Annotated in this window: 19 protein-coding genes; 10 read left to right on the forward strand and 9 right to left on the reverse strand. The window is 43.5% G+C overall.

From position 1 onward, the window contains the following. Positions 1–3 precede the first annotated feature (3 nt). From ASULF_RS09205 to ASULF_RS09220, 4 genes are read right to left on the reverse strand one after another with little or no spacing between them, the layout of a single operon-like run. Positions 4–744 (reverse strand): alpha/beta fold hydrolase, encoded by a 741-nt coding sequence (locus tag ASULF_RS09205; RefSeq protein ID WP_015591454.1) that lies wholly within the window; start codon positions 742–744, stop codon positions 4–6. 21 nt (positions 745–765) lie between these two features. Continuing rightward, the gene (locus tag ASULF_RS09210) at positions 766–1,059 is read right to left on the reverse strand and encodes an MTH1187 family thiamine-binding protein (protein ID WP_015591455.1); all 294 of its coding nucleotides are present in this window, start codon (positions 1,057–1,059) and stop codon (positions 766–768) included. A gap of 43 nt (positions 1,060–1,102) precedes the next feature. Beyond that, positions 1,103–2,269: a cell division protein FtsZ gene (gene ftsZ / locus ASULF_RS09215; RefSeq protein WP_015591456.1), complete on the reverse strand. Its 1,167-nt coding sequence runs from the start codon at positions 2,267–2,269 to the stop codon at positions 1,103–1,105. 14 nt (positions 2,270–2,283) lie between these two features. Then, positions 2,284–2,457: a ribbon-helix-helix domain-containing protein gene (locus ASULF_RS09220; protein WP_048098204.1), complete on the reverse strand. Its 174-nt coding sequence runs from the start codon at positions 2,455–2,457 to the stop codon at positions 2,284–2,286. A gap of 211 nt (positions 2,458–2,668) precedes the next feature. Between ASULF_RS09220 and ASULF_RS09225 the strand changes: the two genes are divergently transcribed. From ASULF_RS09225 to ASULF_RS09235, 3 genes are all read left to right on the forward strand, one after another. Continuing rightward, the gene (locus tag ASULF_RS09225) at positions 2,669–3,088 is read left to right on the forward strand and encodes a secondary thiamine-phosphate synthase enzyme YjbQ (RefSeq protein ID WP_015591457.1); all 420 of its coding nucleotides are present in this window, start codon (positions 2,669–2,671) and stop codon (positions 3,086–3,088) included. Between the two features lie 204 nt (positions 3,089–3,292). Next, positions 3,293–3,799, forward strand: coding sequence for a 3-isopropylmalate dehydratase small subunit (locus ASULF_RS09230; RefSeq protein ID WP_048098205.1), 507 nt, complete (start codon positions 3,293–3,295; stop codon positions 3,797–3,799). Between the two features lie 9 nt (positions 3,800–3,808). Further along, positions 3,809–4,741 (forward strand): DUF1152 domain-containing protein, encoded by a 933-nt coding sequence (locus ASULF_RS09235; protein ID WP_015591459.1) that lies wholly within the window; start codon positions 3,809–3,811, stop codon positions 4,739–4,741. 4 nt (positions 4,742–4,745) lie between these two features. Here the strand turns inward: ASULF_RS09235 and ASULF_RS09240 are convergent, their stop codons facing one another. From ASULF_RS09240 to ASULF_RS12345, 4 genes are all read right to left on the reverse strand, one after another. Continuing rightward, complete coding sequence (locus tag ASULF_RS09240; protein WP_015591460.1) at positions 4,746–5,264, reverse strand: hypothetical protein; 519 nt, start codon at positions 5,262–5,264, stop codon at positions 4,746–4,748. A gap of 44 nt (positions 5,265–5,308) precedes the next feature. Then, a complete protein-coding gene (locus ASULF_RS09245) occupies positions 5,309–6,307 on the reverse strand; it encodes a rod shape-determining protein (protein WP_015591461.1) in 999 nt (332 codons plus the stop codon). A gap of 92 nt (positions 6,308–6,399) precedes the next feature. Beyond that, a complete protein-coding gene (locus ASULF_RS09250; protein ID WP_015591462.1) occupies positions 6,400–7,728 on the reverse strand; it encodes an RNA-guided endonuclease InsQ/TnpB family protein in 1,329 nt (442 codons plus the stop codon). After that, positions 7,706–7,840: a hypothetical protein gene (locus tag ASULF_RS12345; RefSeq protein WP_015591463.1), complete on the reverse strand. Its 135-nt coding sequence runs from the start codon at positions 7,838–7,840 to the stop codon at positions 7,706–7,708. The genes ASULF_RS09250 and ASULF_RS12345 overlap by 23 nt, the downstream gene beginning before the upstream one ends. 206 nt (positions 7,841–8,046) lie before the next feature. Here ASULF_RS12345 and rplJ point away from each other — a divergent pair, with 206 nt between their 5' ends. The 7 genes from rplJ to ASULF_RS09285 all read left to right on the forward strand — a co-directional run bounded on the left by rplJ (position 8,047) and on the right by ASULF_RS09285 (position 13,398). Then, positions 8,047–8,571 carry a 50S ribosomal protein L16 gene (rplJ, locus tag ASULF_RS09255; protein ID WP_015591464.1) on the forward strand — a complete coding sequence of 175 codons (525 nt, stop codon included), beginning with the start codon at positions 8,047–8,049 and terminating at the stop codon, positions 8,569–8,571. A gap of 118 nt (positions 8,572–8,689) precedes the next feature. Beyond that, complete coding sequence (locus ASULF_RS09260; protein ID WP_015591465.1) at positions 8,690–9,250, forward strand: MFS transporter; 561 nt, start codon at positions 8,690–8,692, stop codon at positions 9,248–9,250. 31 nt (positions 9,251–9,281) lie between these two features. Next, complete coding sequence (locus tag ASULF_RS09265; protein WP_015591466.1) at positions 9,282–10,250, forward strand: methionine synthase; 969 nt, start codon at positions 9,282–9,284, stop codon at positions 10,248–10,250. 4 nt (positions 10,251–10,254) lie between these two features. Further along, positions 10,255–10,896 carry an NAAT family transporter gene (locus tag ASULF_RS09270; RefSeq protein ID WP_015591467.1) on the forward strand — a complete coding sequence of 214 codons (642 nt, stop codon included), beginning with the start codon at positions 10,255–10,257 and terminating at the stop codon, positions 10,894–10,896. After that, a complete protein-coding gene (locus tag ASULF_RS09275; protein ID WP_015591468.1) occupies positions 10,893–11,330 on the forward strand; it encodes an NUDIX hydrolase in 438 nt (145 codons plus the stop codon). The genes ASULF_RS09270 and ASULF_RS09275 overlap by 4 nt, the downstream gene beginning before the upstream one ends. Before the next feature lie 18 nt (positions 11,331–11,348). After that, positions 11,349–12,041: a 23S rRNA (guanosine(2251)-2'-O)-methyltransferase RlmB gene (rlmB, locus tag ASULF_RS09280; protein ID WP_015591469.1), complete on the forward strand. Its 693-nt coding sequence runs from the start codon at positions 11,349–11,351 to the stop codon at positions 12,039–12,041. A gap of 4 nt (positions 12,042–12,045) precedes the next feature. Continuing rightward, positions 12,046–13,398 carry an AIR synthase-related protein gene (locus tag ASULF_RS09285; protein ID WP_015591470.1) on the forward strand — a complete coding sequence of 451 codons (1,353 nt, stop codon included), beginning with the start codon at positions 12,046–12,048 and terminating at the stop codon, positions 13,396–13,398. Here the strand turns inward: ASULF_RS09285 and ASULF_RS09290 are convergent. Beyond that, on the reverse strand, positions 13,363–14,148 hold the full coding sequence (locus ASULF_RS09290) for an ABC transporter permease (RefSeq protein WP_015591471.1): 786 nt from the start codon (positions 14,146–14,148) through the stop codon (positions 13,363–13,365). The genes ASULF_RS09285 and ASULF_RS09290 overlap by 36 nt on opposite strands. Positions 14,149–14,150: the final 2 nt, after the last annotated feature.

Here is a 14,150-nt window from a genome sequence, read left to right on the forward strand (position 1 = left end):
GACCTACGATTTTGACTTCACAAATTCAAGAATGGTGGAATTCACCTCATCGGGCTTTTCGATCATTACCATATGTCCTGCATCTTCTATTACCTTAACCTCAGCACCTATCGTTTTTCTGAAAAATTCAGAATATTTCACAGGAGTCATTATATCGTCACTTCCAACTATGCACAAAACCGGAACATCAACCTTGACTTTACCTTCTTTGTAGTCACTGAGCAGATCAAACTTGTCACATGCACTGAAATCCCGGTGAGTTATCCTGCTTCCACAACTCAGGAGATCCTTGAGTACCTCATCCTTTATACGAGAATCAGAGAATTTCCTTGAAAACAGCATATTTACGAGCTTCTTAGCCATAGTATCAAAATCATTCTTCAAACCCTCGAGAATCTCATCCAGCACCCTCAATCTCGCTCCGGTTCCAACGAGTATCAGCCCCATTACCCTGCTCCTGTCGATAAGGTAGACCATTTGGGCTATGGCTCCACCTAAGGAGTGGCCAGCAATGAACATTCTGTCCAAGCCCTTTTCCTCCATTGCTTCTAAAACATATCTTGCATAATCCTCCACTGTTTCGATATTAGCATCATCAGACTCTCCATGTCCTGGAAGATCGATGGCGTATCCGCCAATAGCCTCTAACTGATTTTTCCAGATCTTTGAATTGGAACCAGAACCATGAATATATAGGACTGGAAGGTCTTTATCCGCTCTGTGGATTTTTATATTAACATCCAAGTCAAACCACCTCCACAAAAATCAACCATTTCTGAGCTTCTCAATTACCGATTCAACCTTATAATCCAGATCATAATCCTTGAACCGCTCATCAGCTTTAATAACAAAATAAAGTCTCGGACAGTCTTTGAGTTCCTCCCTGATCAGATCGAGCAATTTTCCAAGTTCTGTGAACGAGTCAACTTTAATTATCGTACCCATATCCGTGAGTTTGAAGTCTTTAGATTGTTTTTTGATTACATCAATCACTCTTGCAATATATCTGCTAAGAGACTCACCAACACCAATGGGCACAACAGAGATTTCAACAATCATGAATAATAAATTAAATAAAAAATAGAAAAAATTTTTGGTTTTACTAAAGCCTATCTATTTCTCTTAAATAACTCCTTCTGGATCTAACAACTTTTTCCAGCTTCTTGGCTCTCTGAATTTTCTCTATTTTTCTGAATTTTGATCTGCCATTTCCATTTTCAAAATTCGCTTCCTCTTCTATCAGATTTCTTGATATTATGTTCGGCGATGACACTCCAGTCATTATAGCCATTACTCTCACACAGCCCTCCATCTCCTTCGATATTCTGGCACCCCATATGACATTCGCAGCATCGTCAATCTCGAAGGTCAGGTTGTTCACGATCTCTTCAGCTTCCTTTATTGTGAGATCTGTGCCACCACTCAGGTGTATCAAAGCCCCTTTCGCCCCTCTGTAATCCACCTCGAGGAGCGGATGATTCAGGCAGTCCTTGACGACATCCTTTGCCTTGTTCTGAGACCTCGATTCCCCAACAAGCATCACCGCAACTCCGCCCTGTCCCATAACAGCCCTCACATCCGCAAAGTCTATGTTCATTAGAGAGGGCTGGGTGATAGTATCAGAGATTCCTTTTATTGTCTCCGAGATAAGCTGATCCATGACGCTAAAAGCCTGCTCTATCGGCAAATTAGGAACATACTCCAGAAGCTTGTTGTTGTCCAGAACTACAACCGTATCAGCCTGCTTTCTTAGCTCTTCAAGGCCCTCTTCAGCTTTTTTTATCCTCGCTCTCTCCACCCTGAAGGGCGTCTGAACCATTCCGATAACAATCGCTCCCTGCTTCTTCGCAATCTCAGCAACAACAGGAGCGCTTCCTGTTCCAGTGCCGCCCCCCATGCCCGCACAAACGAATACCAGATCTGCCCCGCTCAAAAGCTCTTCAAGTGTTCCTCTAGCCAGCTCGGCAGCCTTCCTACCAATTTCAGGATAGCCTCCTGCTCCTAATCCCTTCGTGAGCGTTCTTCCAATCAAAACTCTCTTATCCGCCTGAGTATTCAACAAATGCTGCTTATCCGTATTTATTGCAATCGTGGTTACACCTTCAACTCCAAGCTGCTTCAGCCTAGTTATCGTATTATTACCACTACCTCCACACCCTACCACAATGATCTTCGGCAGACCGTATTCCTCGATGTCGAAATTGCTGCTCATCCTCCTGTTTCTCTCTTCCATATAATACTTCTGGGCTTCACTTACAAGAGACTTCATACAAACCCCCCAAATCATGTAAAGGTGCTAAACTTCTGGATTCTTTCAAGCACCTCAGCTTTCTCAGTAATTAGCTTCCTGATCGCATCTCTAATCGCTTCGCTAACCGAGGGATATTCCCCCGCAGCCACCAAAGCTTCAAGAATTTCATAATGCTGTTCCGTCAATCTCAAAGATATCTTCTTCATACTCCACCCTCTGTGGGTGACCGGGGTGCTCCTCCCGCCGCACCACCGTGAGCCTTACGTCACCCTTCTGTCCGACAGAAGTATGACGCCATCGTATTTAAGGATTTTGGTTTAACTATGATGATTGTTAATTTAAATTACAAATAATAATAATTTGATTGTTCTATATTAAAATAGCAAATTATTTTTACACACAGACCGATGAAAGATCATGGAGATCGAGACCCACGAACTGGTTTTCGATACAGGAAGAGAGGATATAGACATAATCGACATAACAAGAGAGATCAGAAAGGTTATTGAGGGTTGGAAGGAGGGTTTCGTGAATGTTTTCGTTCAAGGATCGACAGCAGGAGTAACGGTAATGGAGTACGAAAGCGGCCTTATAAAGGACATCAGGGAATTTTTTGAGGAAATCATCCCGAAGAACAGGAACTATGCCCACAATCTAACATGGGGGGATGCTAACGGCCACTCCCATCTCAGGGCATCTTTGCTCAAACCATCCCTTACAATTCCATTCAAGGACGGAAAGGACTTCCTGGGGACTTGGCAGCAGGTGGTTGTCCTAGACTTCGATAACAAGAGAAGAAAAAGGAAGATTATTTTGCAGGTTGTTGGAGAAAAATGACGATCGGACAGATTTAAAAACACATCTGAAAACTATAGAGTCCAAAATAAAGACAACCCGAACTCAATTAGAACTGGAGTCTGTAGAAAAGGTACATGGCAGCTTTAAAACACCAGTTGCTTAGTAGTCCACATATATCAATCTAATCATTTTAATGGCTTTCAGCCCAGCCAAAACCAAAAACTTAAAAGAACTTCGCTATAAATGCAGAGCATGTTGAAGGGCAGAGCTTGGAAGTTCGGAGATGATATTTCCACAGACCACATCACTCCGGGAAGATACTACCATCTCAGAAGCAACCTCCCGGAGCTTGCAAAGCATGTTATGGAAGATGCGGATCCAGATTTTGCTAAAAAAGTTGAGAAAGGAGACTTCATTGTAGCCGGGAAGAATTTTGGGATGGGAAGCAGCAGAGAGCACGCACCTATCGTGATAAAACTTGCAGGAGTTTCAGCAGTTATTGCAAAATCCTTTGCAAGAATATTCTACAGAAACTCGATAAATGTTGGCCTTCCGCTCCTTATAGCAGATACCGACAAGATAGATAGCGGTGATGAGCTTGAAGTTGATTTGAGGAAGGGAATCATAAGAAACCTCACCAAAAATATCGAGATCGAGGCAAAACCCCTGCCGGATTTCATGCTGAAGATAATCGATACTGGTGGACTGGTTCATTACATAAAGAAAGAGGGTGATTTGGTTATCGGCTAAGGTGTTTGGATGAACCTGTTCAGGCTGCTCAAAAGCTTCGACACGAGGAAGGCTGTTGTTTTCGGAATGGGTGGTGGAGGAGATATAGTCGCAACAGTCCCCACAGCGAACCTCATGCGGGAGTTCGGGTTCGAAGTGCTCCACGGAACCATAGTCTGGGATAGATATATAATAGACCCGGAACCGGGACCGAGAGCAATAGAGGATCTGGAGAATGTCGAGATCGTGAACGACACCATAGCCATAGCATCCGAGAAAACGAGGATAGGAGAGATAATTCCAACCGTTGCAAGGGCTGGAAGGTGCCTAGGAAAGGTGGTCGCTCTGGACATAACAAAGGGCCCAAAAAGGCTTGCAGAAGGGCTGAAGGCCTTCATGGATGAGAACAATATAGCCATAGCGGTCGGGATAGATAGCGGAGGAGATGTTCTCGCTTCCGGTTTCGAATCTGGAGTTAGAAGTCCACTGGCTGATGCGATTTCCCTAGCAACGCTATCTCTGATAGAGAACTCATTCATAGGTTTTTTCGGGTTTGGAAGCGATGGAGAACTCAGAATTGAAGAACTGCTTATGAAAGTCTCAAGCCTCATAAAGGAGAATATGTTTCTGGGATCGGTATCGATGAGCGATGAGGACTACAGAGAGATGATGGAACTCACGAAAAACGTCGTTACAGAGGCAAGCTCCATCCCTTTAAGGGCCTATGAGGGGGAGCTTGGAGTTTTGAGGGTCAGGGCTGAGAGAAGCGTTCCGGTCTCTCCGCTATCAATCATGACCTTCTACTTCAAAACAGAAGGTGTTTTCAAAATGAACAAGCTCGCAAAAACCGTACTGGATGTCGAGAGTATAGATGTAGCAAGGAAAAGGCTGAATGAGATGGGTATCTTCACGGAGATGGATTTTGAATATCTGGTCAAAAACAAGAACATTCCTTGGGATTGAGAGGCTACCAATTATCGAGGAGCTTTTTCACATCCTCCTTTGAGATTTCCTTTTTCTTTTCCTCCTCGACGATTTTATAGACTTCTGGCTGGTATCCGAGCTTATCTCCATAAAGCTCAAAGACATACCTGGCTGCGAGCATTGCAATTTCATGCATCTTCATCTTAACTCTCGAATCCTCAAGCTCGATCTCCTTCTTTCTGCTTCTATCAACGTAGTCCACACAGAACAGGCATTTATACGGGTTTAAAGGTTCTGGCTTTCTGTCTTCAAATAAATCCCCGAGAGTTTCAAGGGCACAGTATGATCCGTCGCTGTACTTGCATTTTACCCCCCTCTCCTTCGCTATATTCATCGCATTGCTCACGAACTCGTTAACACTGACCGCCGGCTTTCTATCTCTCCTGAGAAAGTACCACTCTACCAATGCGTTAATGAACTCGGATGGCGAAACTCCCGCAGCGTTGCATTTCTCGAGCAATTTCTTCTCCACATCGGGAGGTATATCGATCGTAATTCTCATCCAGACAAAAATTAATTTAAAATTTTATAAATCTTTAGCCAAGCCTATTTCTTCTTCTTTTTAGATTCTTCCTTCCCCTGATCCTTCTGCTCTTCAGGCGTTTCAGCCTTTTCTTCAGGTGTCTCTCCAGAATAGACCTTGGCCAGCGTGTAATATCCAAGGGCGTTTGCTTTCATCGGATCCTTTGGTGTTGAGATCGTACCAACATCCTCAAAGCTCTTCCTGAACTCCTCAAACACTCCCGGAAGTGCGCTTCCCCCGCCAGTCAGTATGATGTTATCGACTATTGTTGTGGATAATCCTTCCACTATCATCTTTGCTCTGTTGGCTATCCTTTCTGCCCATGATACCATTAAATCCCTGTAATCCTCAATTATGTCTCCATGAGATACGGATATTCTCTTCCCACCTCTTATCCTTCCAATCTCGAAATTCTCGTTCATAAGAAGCATTGTCATCTCTTCAGGAGTTAAGCTGATTCCAGCCTTATTCCTTACCGTAACCTCAAGGTTCTCATACAGCCTGTCAACACCCATTAGAAGTGTATCCCCCTTTAGATACTCCATGTGGCTTATCACGACAATATCTGTCGTTCCAAAACCGATGTCTATGCAGACTCCTGTCTCAACACCCATGTGTGCCATCGTCCCAACTGGCTCTGGAAAAAGCAGAACCTTGGCCTTTAGCTCGGTTTCGAGACTCTTAACAACATCCTCCCTCTCCTTTCTCGATGATTTTACAGGCAAGCCTGTAGCAATGATCGCATCGTTTACATCCAGCGTTTTGAGAGCATGCTTCGCAAGCTCGAGATACGATTTATGCATAACCCTTCCTTCATGAAGTGGTCTGAGTATTTCGACATTCTCTACGTTCTGCACGATCGTGAGAGCTTCATCTCCGATGTAGATGTCCTTGTGACTCGCTTTAAGGCTCCAGTCTCTCTCCTCTCCAAAAACAACCAAGCTTGGAAAGGTGAGAACCTCCTTGCCATCTGCTGTGGTTTTCGTGTAGTTCGTGCCAATGTCCAACCCTACTGGCTTCATGCTTCTCCTGAAAGTTAACATTATTAATAAATTTAGCTATCACTTAGCTATCACTGGCCTATCCCCCGGCTCATCCGCAATCGCAACGTGAACTACTCCGCCCTTACGGACGGAGCTTCTACCTTCAAGGGCTTCTGCCCTATCATCGGTAGTTCGGGCTGGTTCACAGCAGCCCCCGCTCCTTTACGGAGCGCTTTAGTTAGACCAAACTTAAGGATGTTCTTAGCGGCATTAACGTCTCTGTCATCCTCATAACCACATTCAAGACATCTAAAGTGTCTATCGTTAACTTCCGTTTTCTTTGAACCACATTCAGAACACTGTTTGGTTGACATCCATTCGTTAACGATTATTGCTATGTTGTTGTTCTCCATCAACTTAGTCTTTAAAATTTCAGCAAATTCACGAAAAGCCCAGTGATTTATGCGTTTTCTGTTTTTACGATGTCCAGAACCTTTGTAGTGTTTATCCCTCACGTGGGAGGGATGTCCTATGAAAATCAAGCAATTACTGAACTGTCTTACAAGTTCAACTGCCAGTTTCCTGCGGAAGTCCCTTGCATAGTTTCTCCTCTTATGCCTTAGCTTCTTTAAAATTCTGTATTTTCTCAATCTTTGCAGTTTGCCTATTCTGTTGTTTAATCTTCTCATCCGAATGAAGAACTCTTTGTATTCTTCCTTTGAGAAGAGGAGAACACGGTTCTCCTCTCCGTTAGTTTCGTATGCAGTTATTATCCTTTTTAAACCCAAATCTATTCCCACCAATCTTTTAGGCTTAACTACCACCTCCTTTTCAACCACAACATGAACTTCATATCGCTTAAGCTTGCTCCTCCAAACAATCTGGAAGGATTTTATCGACCAACTTTTAAGGTGTTTTTCAGCATAAGCATAGGAATGTAGCGGGACGTCAATTCTCTTACCCTTCTCAAGCGTTGAAATCCTCATCCAGAGCTTGAACTCCTTAGCTGAATAAGAGAACTCGATTGAGCCAACACGATAGTCAAACATAACAGGAATTTTACCCATAATGGTTGGTAAGGATGGTTCTCTCTTCTTCAATCGATATAGTTTGTGTTCAAGCTTTTTACGCTTATGCTTATCCATACATCGCTCAATCTTTCGTTCAAGTTTAACAACCTCTTTCTGCCACTCCCTGTGAAGTTTCTTGTAAGATTTGTACATCCACAAAGCTTTATCTCTGCAGGCTTGAGCGAAAGCAGAGGGTAAGCCAGTTATCTGCTGGATTTCTTTTCTAAATTGCTCAGCCTCTTTTAATGAAGTAATATCGTTTTCGATGATTTTATCAAGGAATATATGAACACCGTAAGTAAGCCGAGCAGTTAATCTGTCAAGTTTCTCAAGCTTTTCTTGGGTTATTTTATCTGAAACAGGTATTTTAATCGTCTTTTGCACTTTCATACAGCCATCTTACCGCATCTGAAAAAGTAGCGTTTATTCCCTTCTTTTTGAGTTTATCTCTAACTTCTTTCAAGATTTCATGAGCGTTGTTGTCTATCCTTATTACTGGCATATATACTAATTGTTTACTAATAGTATTTAAGCTTAACTACCCACCCACCTCCCCTTGCGTATCCCCACGCTCACGCATGGGGTCTTGCAAGCAACGGTAAGATAAAAAGTTTAGAGTGCTGAAATAATCTGGAAAACCGGTACTGCAAAAAGTTACCCCAAAATGCTTAAATACAAAACGATTGTCTATCTTGAGAAGGTGATACCATGGCAAGAAAACCAGCAAGAATGTTCAGGAGGCTCGAAAGACCGCTCACAAAAAGACAGTATGTAGATGGTGCTCCAGGTATTAGAGTCAGACAGTTCGATATGGGTAACAAGAATGCTGAGTTCCCAATCCAGCTCACGCTTGTAGCCAAGGAAAATGTTCAGATCAGAGATACAGCTTTAGAGGCCGCAAGAATTACCGCAAACAAGTATGCTGCTAAAAGGCTCGGAGGTTCAAACTATTACCTCAAGCTCAGAATCTATCCACATCACATACTCAGGGAGCACAAAATGGCTGTAGGAGCTGGAGCAGACAGAATTTCACAGGGAATGAGAATGGCATATGGAAAACCAGTTGGAAACGCTGCAAGAGTGTTCAAGGGAACGAAGGTTATGAGCATATGGGTTCGCCCTGAAGGTTTCGAGGTTGGCAAGAACGCCCTCAAGAGGGCTGGATACAAGCTACCAACTCCAACTCAGGTAGTGGTTGAAAAGGGTGCAGAACTGCTGAAGGGCAAAGTCTGAAGAATCAACCTAATTTTTCTTTGATTTTGGCGATTTCAGGATTTTAATTTTAGAATTTTTGTGACAGATTTCTGCGAATTGCAAAAATAATATTATCCTGGCTAGACCAACACCCTCTATGAGAAAAATTTACGCCCTCAGTTTCAGCTTACTGCCTTTAATGATCTCAACAGGCATGATATACTCCATACTCCCGATATACATTTCAAAAGAGCTTGGAGCTGAAGAAATACATGTTGGTTTGCTGTTCACCACAGGAGCTGTAACTGGAGCAATTGTATCCATTCTGCTTGGCAAGGTATCTGACAGATTCGGCAGAAAGCCCCTTATACTGCTCTCCCAGTTCCTTTTCGCGATTACGATGCTGCTGTATTCCACGATCAACCACTACATCTATGCTTTCCCAATACATGCTCTGGAGGGGTTTGCATGGGCTACAGCATCAACCTCAGCTCCAGCACTGGTTGCCGACTTCTCAGACATAAAAAATCGTGGAGAAGCAATGGGTGTTTACAACACAGCATGGAATCTGGGATGGGTTATAGGCCCGCTCTTAGGTGGAACCCTCGCACAGGTGTACGGATTCAGGATCATGCTCAGGTTCTCTTTCATAATGATAATTTTTGGAATGGTTCTGACAGCCTTTACGGTTGAGGAGGTAAGAAGTAAGTGGGGGTAAAGTTAAATAAGGCATTTATATCATGACCATTATGGATTTCAAATTCGATGACATCGGTAGCTTTCCACTACCAGAGGGCATAACCAAAGAATGGGTTGAAGAAAATCTATCAAGCAGAGAATTCGAGGAAATGTGTCAGAGGGCTTTTGTTATGAAAGTTAAGTCTGGTGTTGAGGTGCCGAACTACCCGCAGTTCAGAGATATGGTTAAGATGTTTCTCGATCTAATGAAAGATGAGGCGTTTCAGGAGAGTCCGTACCTGATAAAGAAAGAAAATGCGATCATACCAGAACTTGAGAGTCTGAAGAAGTTGAGCTATGGTAGCGGTATCCGAATCTGTCTGACCGGACCGTTTGAAATCTATCTTAAGGAGTTTGGACCTGTCATCTATGAAGATGTTCTCTCAGCAATATCCAAATCTATTGCGAGATTTGCTGAGAATGCGATCAAATCCAGCTTAAATGTTACATGCATAAGCATTGACGATCCGAGCTTAGGTTTAAATCCGGAACTCCAGCCAACTCCCGAACAGATGGAATTAGCTTATGAAAACTTCGATTTCAGCGTTGATGTTCAGATACACCTCCATGCTCCCCTTTACTATCAAAAATTTCTGGAGATAGAGGCAATAGATGTCATCGGGGTCGAGTCAGCAAAGGATGAAAATGTCATGAACTTCATTGATGCTGAAGAGCTTGAATCATACGATAAAATGCTGAGGATCGGCATATCGAGAAGCGATATAGATGCGCTGATCGCCGAGTTTAATACTAAGCACAATGTTAACGCATGGAAAGACAGAGATCTTATAGTCAAGGCCATTGATGAACTCGAAAGCCCTGAAAAGATATACGAGAGGATTGAAAAAGCATACAACATTTTTGGAGAGCTAATAGCCTATGTTGGCCCAGATTGCGGGCTTGGAGGGTTCCCAACACAGGAATCAGCAGTAAAACTGCTCGAGAACACAGCAGAAGCCATATCAAGATTCAAGGGGTGATGAAGTGGACTACCTGAGCTTCTTCATCACCTCTTTCACAACCATCTTCATAATCGTTGATCCTCCTGGAAATATACCTATGTTCATAGCCATAACGGAGATGCTGGATGAAAAAGACAGGGACAGGATTTCAAAGAAAGCCGTTCTGCTTGCAACAGTCCTGCTACTGCTTGTAACGGTTACAGGAGGATACATCCTCTACTTCTTCAAGATTTCGATGGATTCTTTGAAGATTGCCGGTGGCATTCTGCTCTTCGCCGTATCTGTAGATATCCTGATGGGAAGCAGAAGGAAGGAAGCGTATGTGGAAAAAAGCAAAGAGAGTGTTGATGTCGATTCGCTGGCTGTATTTCCGATAGCCCTGCCACTCTACTCTGGCCCCGGAGCAATAACGGCAGCCATAGTGCTTTACTCAACCGCTGAGACTCCAGTTATGAAGCTGATGGTCATACTGAGCATTCTGCTGACATACGCCATTGTCAGACTAACACATATATATACGAATCAAATTATCAGGGTACTCGGAAAGAGTGGTTCGGATATAGTTGCGAGACTGATGGCGATATTTCTTGCTGCGATAGCTGTTGAGTACACATTCTCAGGCCTAGAAGGAAAGATCGAACTGATCATGAAGGGGATAAAATGAGAGAGAATCCAGTGAGGCCTATGGTTGGTGTTGGAGCAGTTATAATACAGAACGGAAAGGTTTTGCTGGTTAAGAGAGCCAATGAGCCAAACAAGGGCTACTGGTCTGTTCCTGGAGGATTAGTTAGGGTTGGTGAGTCTCTCAGGTCAGCACTCGCCAGAGAGGTTAAGGAGGAGACCGGGCTTGAGATAGAGATTGGAGATGTTGCCTGTGTGAGCGAGGAGATAATCGGGAATGGGGAAGTAAGGTTCCACTATGTGATAATCGATTTCTTTTCAGAGATTAAGGGTGGAGAACCAAAGGCCGGAAGTGATGCTCTTGAGGTTAGATGGTTCGACATAAACAGCATAGATAGCTCAGAGAAGGTTGTTGACTTTGTCAAAAAGTTGATGAAAAACTTAAAGCATAAAGACAGAACAGTTTATCTAAAATAAATAGATATAGTCAGTATTATGATAATCTCAGACATCAACTCGATAATCGAGGCCCTGAAGGCTGATAGGGTCAACAAGATATATTACAACCCAGAAAAAGCCAGTGCAAGAATAAAAGAGGTTATTTCGCTCTGTAAAAAGAGGGGTGTTCCTGTAAAAAAATCTGTAATCAAAGGTGAGCATCCAATCAAGGCTGAGGTCTCTCCAGTCCCGTACGCTTCACTGGATCACATAATAGAGAGAGCATTGCTTAAAAGTTCACCCATAGTTATATTAGATGGGGTTAAAGACCCGAACAACCTCGGAGCGGTTATCAGAACGGCAGAATTCTTCTCCTGTGCCGGAGTGGTTATAAGAAAGCGTAGGAGTGCTGGAATCAACGAAACTGTTGCAAAGGTCTCCACAGGAGCGGTTTTCCACATACCCATTGCGAGAGAGAACCCCGTTAATGCCGTGAAAAAAATCAAAAATGCGGGGATTGAAGTATATTCAGCAGAGAACTTTGGAGAAGATATATCTCAGTTTGATCTAACCCCACCCATTGCTTTTGTGATAGGAGAAGAGGATAAGGGAGTGTCCAAACCAGTTTTGAAGGTTTGTGATGGGGTTCTGAAAATCAGAGGGTTTGGCAAAGTGAATTCATTAAATTTATCCAACGCGACATCAATCCTTATCTACGAATCGTTGAGACAGGGTGGAAAGTTCGGGTGATCTCATGGATCTTGAGGGTTTTGTTAGGAGAATGATAAAGCGAATGGATGAGGATAGAGTTAAAAAAGTTCTTGCAGAGAGAATTGCTGAAATAAAAGGATGGGATACAGACAAAGCTCTGAAGTGGGCTGAAGCTGTTATTCTGGAAGTTAAAAATGCTGATTCAAAGAGCAACTACATCCTCGAGTACTACCGTTCAGGAGTTAAGATGGGTGAGTTCGGTGTTGGTTCAAGAGGTAGAGGAGACTTTTATGTTCACAGGAAGATCGCCGAAGTTATTGGGGATAGCTCGGCAGTTCTATCAACCAAAGACCTAGATGATGCCGGGGTTATGAAATACAAAGACTTTTACATCTCAATCGCTATAGATGGCATCCATTCGAGGCTCAGCGAATATCCTTTCATTGCAGGATTCCATGTTACCCGTGCGGCAATGAGGGATGTCTATGTCATGGGTGCTAGGCCTTTAGCTGTCTTCTCAGACATACATGTTGCAGATGATGGAGATGTCTCCAAGATATTCGACCATATCGCAGGAATAACGGCCGTCTGCGATTTAATCAATGTTCCGCTCGTCAGCGGAAGCACACTGAGGATTGGCGGGGATATGGTTATCGGAGAGAGGATGACAGGTGGTGTCGGATGTGTTGGTATATCGGAACACATAACCCCCAGAAAAAATGCGAGGAAGGGAGATGTGATCCTGCTTACAGAGGGTGCAGGAGGGGGGACTGTTGTAACCACCGCAATATACTATGGTATGCACGAGGTTATCGAGGAAAGCCTCAACATCGACTTCCTGCTCGCATGTGAATCCATCTTCAAAGAAAATCTTGTCGGGAAGATTCATTCAATGAGCGATGTTACGAACGGCGGGATAAGGGGAGATGCTGAAGAGATTTCTGCGGTATCGAAGAAGGCTATAGTTTTCGATTATGAGAAGGTCAGGAAAGCTGTCAATCCCAAAGTCTTGAAGATGCTCGAAAAGCTGGAGATAGACTTTATGGGAGTTTCAATAGACTCTCTGATGGTTATCTGCCCTCCAGATGTTGCTGATGAGGTTAAGAAAGCTGTCAGGAAGTTCGTTAACATCCACGAGGTTGGGTGGGTAGAGGATGGCGAGGGAGCTTTCGTGATTGACGATACTGCTGAGAAGAGACCACTGAAGCCAAGGTTCAGAGAATCAGCCTATACTCCGCTGAAAAAGGTTGTAGGGGAACAGACTCCACCAGACTTTGAAGAGATGAGGGAGAAAGTGGATAAAGCTGTAGAGCACGCCATAAATAAAAAGAAGAGAATTGTCGAGAAAATCAGGAGCAAATTACTCAACCTCAGTTCTGCTGAATCTGATCGCTGAGAACAATATTGCGAAAATTGAGAAAGCTATCAGCACAATCAGATCCAAAGCAGGATTGAATTCATTAAAACCCGTCAGGCTGTACCTCAAACCATCTACTCCATAAGTTAAGGGATCGAAATAGGATACCAGCCTGACATATGCTGGCAGTTCGTCCAGGGGATAAAGAGCACCGGATAAAAAGAAGACGGGAAAAACAAAGAAGTTTATAACAAGCTGGAATCCGTGAATGTCCTCCATTAAGGTAGATATTATTATTCCCAATCCTGTAAAAGATACCGCTATCAGAAACATGAAAACCAGGGCTAAAGCGATGCCATAAATGTTCGGTCTGAAACCGATAAGCAGACTTAATGCAAACATCATCAACCCCTGAATTATGGCTGTTGTCGCCCCACCAAAATTTCTGCCGATGGATATCGCTGTCCTGCTTATCGGAGAGACCATTATCTCCCTCAAAAAACCGAACTGCCTGTCCCAGACAATAGAAACTCCTGAAAAGGTTCCTGTAAAAAGTATAACCATCGCGATTATTCCCGGGGCCAGGAAATCGATATAGTTCATTCCCTCCAGTGAGGGGATGTTAGCCCTTCTAAATCCCATGCCAAGAAAAGCTAAGAAAAACACCGGCATCCCAAGTGATCCAATAATCCTGCTCCTCGCCCTTACGTACCTCTTCAGATCCCTGAGCCAGAGCGTGTATACCCCGTTCAGCTCCTTTCTAATCTTGACTTCCATTCCGATTGTCAAAT

The sequence above is a fragment of the Archaeoglobus sulfaticallidus PM70-1 genome (assembly GCF_000385565.1).
GTDB lineage: Archaea > Halobacteriota > Archaeoglobi > Archaeoglobales > Archaeoglobaceae > Archaeoglobus_A > Archaeoglobus_A sulfaticallidus.

What these genes read in the sequence shown, in the direction of transcription:
- ASULF_RS09210 (WP_015591455.1), bottom strand. Translation starts at nt 1,059, where the DNA reads ATGATTGTTGAAATCTCTGTTGTGCCCATTGGTGTTGGTGAGTCTCTT.
- ftsZ (WP_015591456.1), bottom strand. Translation starts at nt 2,269, where the DNA reads ATGAAGTCTCTTGTAAGTGAAGCCCAGAAGTATTATATGGAAGAGAGA.
- ASULF_RS09220 (WP_048098204.1), bottom strand. Translation starts at nt 2,457, where the DNA reads ATGAAGAAGATATCTTTGAGATTGACGGAACAGCATTATGAAATTCTT.
- ASULF_RS09225 (WP_015591457.1), top strand. Translation starts at nt 2,669, where the DNA reads ATGGAGATCGAGACCCACGAACTGGTTTTCGATACAGGAAGAGAGGAT.
- ASULF_RS09230 (WP_048098205.1), top strand. Translation starts at nt 3,293, where the DNA reads ATGCAGAGCATGTTGAAGGGCAGAGCTTGGAAGTTCGGAGATGATATT.
- ASULF_RS09235 (WP_015591459.1), top strand. Translation starts at nt 3,809, where the DNA reads ATGAACCTGTTCAGGCTGCTCAAAAGCTTCGACACGAGGAAGGCTGTT.
- ASULF_RS09240 (WP_015591460.1), bottom strand. Translation starts at nt 5,264, where the DNA reads ATGAGAATTACGATCGATATACCTCCCGATGTGGAGAAGAAATTGCTC.
- ASULF_RS09245 (WP_015591461.1), bottom strand. Translation starts at nt 6,307, where the DNA reads ATGAAGCCAGTAGGGTTGGACATTGGCACGAACTACACGAAAACCACA.
- ASULF_RS09250 (WP_015591462.1), bottom strand. Translation starts at nt 7,728, where the DNA reads ATGAAAGTGCAAAAGACGATTAAAATACCTGTTTCAGATAAAATAACC.
- ASULF_RS12345 (WP_015591463.1), bottom strand. Translation starts at nt 7,840, where the DNA reads ATGCCAGTAATAAGGATAGACAACAACGCTCATGAAATCTTGAAAGAA.
- rplJ (WP_015591464.1), top strand. Translation starts at nt 8,047, where the DNA reads ATGGCAAGAAAACCAGCAAGAATGTTCAGGAGGCTCGAAAGACCGCTC.
- ASULF_RS09260 (WP_015591465.1), top strand. Translation starts at nt 8,690, where the DNA reads ATGAGAAAAATTTACGCCCTCAGTTTCAGCTTACTGCCTTTAATGATC.
- ASULF_RS09265 (WP_015591466.1), top strand. Translation starts at nt 9,282, where the DNA reads ATGGATTTCAAATTCGATGACATCGGTAGCTTTCCACTACCAGAGGGC.
- ASULF_RS09275 (WP_015591468.1), top strand. Translation starts at nt 10,893, where the DNA reads ATGAGAGAGAATCCAGTGAGGCCTATGGTTGGTGTTGGAGCAGTTATA.
- rlmB (WP_015591469.1), top strand. Translation starts at nt 11,349, where the DNA reads ATGATAATCTCAGACATCAACTCGATAATCGAGGCCCTGAAGGCTGAT.
- ASULF_RS09285 (WP_015591470.1), top strand. Translation starts at nt 12,046, where the DNA reads ATGGATCTTGAGGGTTTTGTTAGGAGAATGATAAAGCGAATGGATGAG.